Here is a 4,115-nt window from a genome sequence, read left to right on the forward strand (position 1 = left end):
CGCCACCATCATGGTGGTCGAAAGCAGGAGTGGCAGCTTGTTGGTCATTATCTTGTCCCCGGTCGAAATGCGGTGGCCGGCAGCTGCGAAGGTCGCGCCGCCGGCCCCAGCCCTTACTGGATCGGCGCTTACTGGATCGGCGAGGGGGCTGCGGTGCAAGCGCTGGCGCCGGTGCCAACGCCGCAGGTCCAGCCGGCATACCAAGTGTCAGCAGCGTTACGGAACGCGCCAACAAAGGTGGTTTCATCGAAGAAAGTGCCGGTGCCGGTGAAGGCCGTGCGCGGGTTGGTGGCAACCGCGCCGGCTTCGAAGCTGCCCGGCAGGAAGATGTCGGTCAGGGTCAGCGTCACCGGCGGCAGCAGGTTGTTGGTGCCGGTGATGATCGGCGTGATGCTGGCTAGCGGCACATCGCTTTCGTCACGGGCAGCGCCAAAGCAACCGAAGATCACCGAGCGGAAGATCGGCGCACCGGCTTCATCGGTGGTGGCATCAGCCGTGGTCACTGCGGTCTGGGCGCCATCGATGTCGAGGCACAGGCCGGTGGCCGTGGTGTTGCGGATGATGCCGTTGGTCAGCCCGTAATCGGTGCCGCCGCGCAGCAGAACGCTGTCGGGCGTGCGGTTGCCGATGAAGGTGAAATTGGCAATGCGCGGGTTGGAACGCGGGGTCTTGGTTTCGCCGCCAGCCGTATCGGCTTCGATCACGCGATCACCGCCATCGGTGCGCTGCACGACCAGCACGTATTGCATCAGGCCTTTAAAGCCGAGATCGGTGTCGATCGAGTCATCGTCGGCGCCGGTGATGACCAGGAACTTGTGGTTCAGCCGGCCACCGAACCATTCGATGCCATCGTCGGAGCTGTTGTGGACCTGGATGTTATTCGCAAAGGTGCCGGAACCGACACCGGCGAAGGTTATGCCGTTCAGTTCGTTGCCGGGGCTGACTTCGAAGCCCGGATAGCGGACCTGGATAAACTGCATGCGGCCCGAGTTGTCGGACGGGGAGCCGCCACCGTAGAAGGCGCCAGTGAGGCCTTCAACCGCCGACTGGCAGTTGACGGTGGCCGGGGTGGCACCAACGCCAATGCATGTGTTGATCGGCGCGCGGCCCAAAACGACGATGCCACCCCACTGGCCGATCGAGCTGGCATTCACGCCGCCTTCCATGTTGGAACGGCTGGTGAAGATGATCGGGCGGGTGGCGGTGCCTTCAGCGAAGATCTGCGAGCCGCGGTTTATCACCAGCGCATCAGCGCCAGAGGAACCGAACACAACCACGCCCGGCTCGACGGTGAGAATGCCCTGGCTACCGCCAGCGGCCGGCGCGCCAGGATCGGCACCGAGATCGACGCCGACATTGACGCGGCCGTTCAGCGAATAAACCACACCACGGATGTTGCGCAGGGTCAGGGCACCGGTAATGGTGCCGGAGAGTGAGCAGTTACGCAGGCTGTTGATCACGCCAACGTTTGCCGTACCGGTGGGGCAATCGGTTGCCGCGCCGGTGGGCGTAGGGGTCGGCGTGGGGGCTGGCGCCGGCGCCGGGGCCGGGGCTGGCGGCGGGGTCACCAGCGTGCCTTCGCCTGGCGACGCGATGTTCTTGGCGCCATCACAGGCAGCCAGCGTGAGCGCCGAACCGATCATAAGGAGCGTGCGAAGGCGGATATTGCTTGAGCGTATCATGGGGTCACCCCTGTTGGCCGTGTGGTTTGAACAAACTGGGGTGCGCCTTGTGGCAGAGCACGCCCCCACGTGGCGTAGGCTTTAGGTGCGATTCGTGGCGGCGTGGTTACGGCACGGTTGCGATCGGGTGACATATGGATGACAGTGCAGTGACGCTCCGGTTGCAGTTTCATGAAAGCGCGGGCTGTCACGGTCAGGGTGTGACCACAGCTTCCCGCTGCGCAATGCCGCGGCGATAGACGACCTGCAGCCGGCCATTGGCGGCCAGTTCCTGCGGCAGCTCCATGATCTTCTCTTCCGAAATCAGCGCCGCCCCGTTGGCCGACAGCAGCACATCGCCGGGCTTCAGGTCAGCCCGGGCGAGCGCCGCCAGCCCGGCCAGGCTGCCCACTCGCCAGCCCACCAGGCGGCCCTGTTCCCGTAGCGGTGACAGCGCCAGCCGCCATGGCGTCGGATCGCCTCCTGGCGGTATGGGAGGCCCGGCCATGGCTGGCGCTGCATCGGCAAAGGCCAGCACAATCTCGCCGGACGGTCCGGCCAGGATGGCGCAGCCCGGCTCCACGCGCAGCAGCTTCATACCGCCGGGCAGGGCACGGTCGGGGCGCAGCAGATATTGCTTTCCGCCGGCCACCACGATGGCCATGCCGCCATCAGGCCCGGCGCGCAGGCCGGCGAGTGCCAGATCGGAGGGTGCCGAAACGACCGCAGCAACAGGCGGTGGCGGAGAAGCTGTGACGGGCGGCGGTGGTGGCGGCGGCAGCCATGCAGGCGGCGCCTCATCACCGCCGCCTCGCAGCACCCACACTAGCCCTGCCGACAAGGCCAGGCCGCCGCCGATGGCCAGCGCCCATTCCTTCGGCGTATTTGTGCGTCGTGCGGCCACTATTGCGGGCAACCGGCGAGGCCAGCCACCGGCAGCACCAACGCGCTGCCATCGGCTTCGGTGATGGTCAGGCTGCCATCGCGCACCACGGCGCCGCCGGCCGTGGCGGGTAACATGGTCAGCCGCACCTCGAAACCGCGGTTGGCAGAGCGGAAGCGGCTGATGGGCGCAAAGCCCATTACCTCTTCGCCCTCACGCGCTTGCGCCGGCAGATCGGTGGAGCGGCCGTCGATGATGGCGCGCAATGTTGCCGGCGTACGGCCCAGCATGGCGATGCGCTTGCCGCTGGCCCGGTCCCACAGGAACAGCGCGCATTGGCCAGGCTCCAGCACCTGCTGCGGCAATTCGGTGAAGGGCGCCGGCAAGGCTGAGGGAGGTGTGGGCTGGGTGGTGGCCAGCTGCAGCGCGATAAGGGCCGTGATGATCATGCGCCGCTGTCCTCTTTCACCAGGGCGCCGCCCTGCTCACGGAAACCAGCAGCAGTCAGCGCTGCGGCTTCGCCCACGCCGGCACCCGAAACCGCCAACCGCGCTGTCCAGCGGCCCGCCGTGATGGTCACGTCCAGCCGTACTCGGCCATCGCCGCTGGCCAGCGGCAGCAGCAGTGCCGCTCCGTCGCAGCGTGGTGCACCGGCGAGTTGGCGCTGGCCCGCCAGCGGCAGTGCCAGATCGGCCATCACCTGCCCGCCGGCCGCTTCGCAGCGTCCGGCCCCATCCAGCGTCGCCATCACATCGGCAAGGCTGATCCCGGCCAGCGGCAGTCCAGGCAGCGGACTGCCGTTCAACCGGCCATTCAGGCCCACCACGCCGCCGGCCGTGAAGCCGCGCCAGATCTGTCCGTTCAGACTGCCTGCTGCCTGCCAGCTGAGCCGGCCCTTCAACAGCGCCCCCGGCTGCAAGGCCAGTGCCACATCCCCCAGCTGCATCCGACCCAGCGCCGCGCCGGACAATTGGGCTTGCCACAGGCTGCCCGTCACCGAAGTGGCGGCCAGCGGCGGTGCCGGCAGCAGCAGCCGCGCCGGGGCAAGGGCCGCCAGCCCAACGATCACTCCAAGGCCCAGCGCCAGCATCCGCATCACTGTGCGCTCCGCACCAGCAGCCGCGCCCGCACCGATTGGTCGGGATTGCGGGTGGCCTCCAGTTGTTCGATCACCAGGCCATCATTCTGCTCAAGCGCGGTGGCCCAGCCGATCAGCAGGCGGCCATTGATGGCGGCGATCTCCAGCAGCGCCTGGCCCGGCCCCTGCGCTTCCAGCCGGGCGGGTTGCAGCCCGGCATCGGCCAGGCGGCGGTTCAGCACGTCGATCACGGCGCCCGGGTTGGCGGCGGGGCGGGCCTTGATGGCCGCGGCCAGCGCTTGGCCCTGCGCAAGCCGGGCGGCAGCCGCGCCGGCATCGGCCTGCGCCGTAGCGTGCGCGGCAGCCAGCGGGCGCACCAGCACCAGCCAGAACAGCAGTGCGGCCAGCAACGCCAGCATCACGCCGATCAGCCAACGCTCGCGGCCCGTGCGCTGCGCCCACCACGGAGAAAGCATCGCCATCATTTCGCGCG

At 68.1% G+C, this 4,115-nt stretch carries 5 protein-coding genes; all 5 read right to left on the reverse strand.

The annotated features are described in order from the left end of the window. Positions 1–128: 128 nt before the first annotated feature. Positions 129–1,682, reverse strand: a complete 1,554-nt coding sequence (locus tag Q7O19_RS13180; RefSeq protein WP_303810949.1) for a hypothetical protein — start codon at positions 1,680–1,682, stop codon at positions 129–131. Positions 1,683–1,875: 193 nt separating this feature from the next. Continuing rightward, positions 1,876–2,565 (reverse strand): hypothetical protein, encoded by a 690-nt coding sequence (locus Q7O19_RS13185; RefSeq protein ID WP_303810950.1) that lies wholly within the window; start codon positions 2,563–2,565, stop codon positions 1,876–1,878. Beyond that, a complete protein-coding gene (locus tag Q7O19_RS13190; RefSeq protein WP_303810951.1) occupies positions 2,565–2,993 on the reverse strand; it encodes a hypothetical protein in 429 nt (142 codons plus the stop codon). Before Q7O19_RS13190 ends, Q7O19_RS13185 begins: the two co-directional genes overlap by 1 nt. After that, positions 2,990–3,640, reverse strand: coding sequence for a type II secretion system protein N (gene gspN / locus Q7O19_RS13195; protein WP_303810953.1), 651 nt, complete (start codon positions 3,638–3,640; stop codon positions 2,990–2,992). Before gspN ends, Q7O19_RS13190 begins: the two co-directional genes overlap by 4 nt. After that, positions 3,640–4,115 (reverse strand): type II secretion system protein GspM (gene gspM / locus Q7O19_RS13200; protein ID WP_303810952.1); only part of this gene is annotated, 476 nt, incomplete at its 5' end. The genes gspM and gspN, both read right to left, overlap by 1 nt.

Origin of the sequence: Sandarakinorhabdus limnophila DSM 17366 (assembly GCF_945882885.1) — a bacterium.
GTDB classification, from domain to species: domain Bacteria; phylum Pseudomonadota; class Alphaproteobacteria; order Sphingomonadales; family Sphingomonadaceae; genus Sandarakinorhabdus; species Sandarakinorhabdus limnophila_A.

Excerpts from the sequence above, each read along its gene's own strand:
- Q7O19_RS13180 (WP_303810949.1), bottom strand. The coding sequence starts at position 1,682 with ATGATACGCTCAAGCAATATCCGCCTTCGCACGCTCCTTATGATCGGT.
- Q7O19_RS13190 (WP_303810951.1), bottom strand. The coding sequence starts at position 2,993 with ATGATCATCACGGCCCTTATCGCGCTGCAGCTGGCCACCACCCAGCCC.
- gspN (WP_303810953.1), bottom strand. The coding sequence starts at position 3,640 with ATGCGGATGCTGGCGCTGGGCCTTGGAGTGATCGTTGGGCTGGCGGCC.